The 733-nt window shown below is 48.3% G+C and carries 1 protein-coding gene; it reads right to left on the minus strand.

Going from position 1 to position 733, the window contains the following annotated elements; translation table 11 throughout:
- Positions 1–61: 61 nt before the first annotated feature.
- Positions 62–526 (minus strand): hypothetical protein, encoded by a 465-nt coding sequence (locus tag PG881_RS23950; protein WP_270803327.1) that lies wholly within the window; start codon positions 524–526, stop codon positions 62–64.
- Positions 527–733: the final 207 nt, after the last annotated feature.

Genomic DNA, 733 nt, shown 5'->3' on the forward strand with positions numbered 1-733 from the left:
TGTCATTGAACACCTCAAATAATGGTGGCGACTGTACCACCTAAAACGGTGTCCGGGATGATTAGACCACTACAAAGTGATGAATACCTGCAATCCGACAAGCCTCTCGCCAAGTGATACCGTTCTTGGACAGCTTGCGGTCTAGCTCGTTGACTTTGGCCTCTTGGGCTTTCTCGAAGATGGCTTCAAGCTGCTCGAGGTAAGTCATGATAAGGACGTTGATTGTCTTGCTCTCGGTAGACGCCAGGACACGGCATTCAAGTTTACCCAAGAGGTAGCACTTGCGGGATTCGCCCTTAGCGTCTCGATACTCAGATTCAACCGCCCGAAAATTTGGGCCGTTAAACTCTGCAATCTTCTTCATTAAATGGTCATGGCGTAGCTCTACCACCTTCTCGTTATGCTTCTCTCGGAGACCGTTAATAATCTCGCAGAGTTGAACTGAGGTAATCGGGAAGTTAACCCCATGGAACGGATTGTATTTCTCTAGGGCTTGCTTATATGCGTTGATTTCATGCTTATTCATATTGGTTGTTTCTCCTTATTGTTGATGCCCTCTTGTCAAGCTGCCTCCCGTCCAGCCCTCAGCACCGCAACCACACGGTAACCGGACAGGCAAGACAAGAAGACACCGACAATAAGCGGCTGAGTGATGATGCTAGGGAAGGTGCGAATAAGCGGGGAAATTCTTCTCGGCTGACTCAGTCATTTCATTTCTTCATGTTTGAGCCGA

Origin of the sequence: Aeromonas sp. QDB54, assembly GCF_027707385.1 — a bacterium.
In the GTDB taxonomy this organism is placed as follows: Bacteria; Pseudomonadota; Gammaproteobacteria; order Enterobacterales; family Aeromonadaceae; genus Aeromonas; species Aeromonas hydrophila.

Coding starts and splice junctions, on each gene's coding strand:
- PG881_RS23950 (WP_270803327.1), bottom strand. CDS start 526: ATGAATAAGCATGAAATCAACGCATATAAGCAAGCCCTAGAGAAATAC.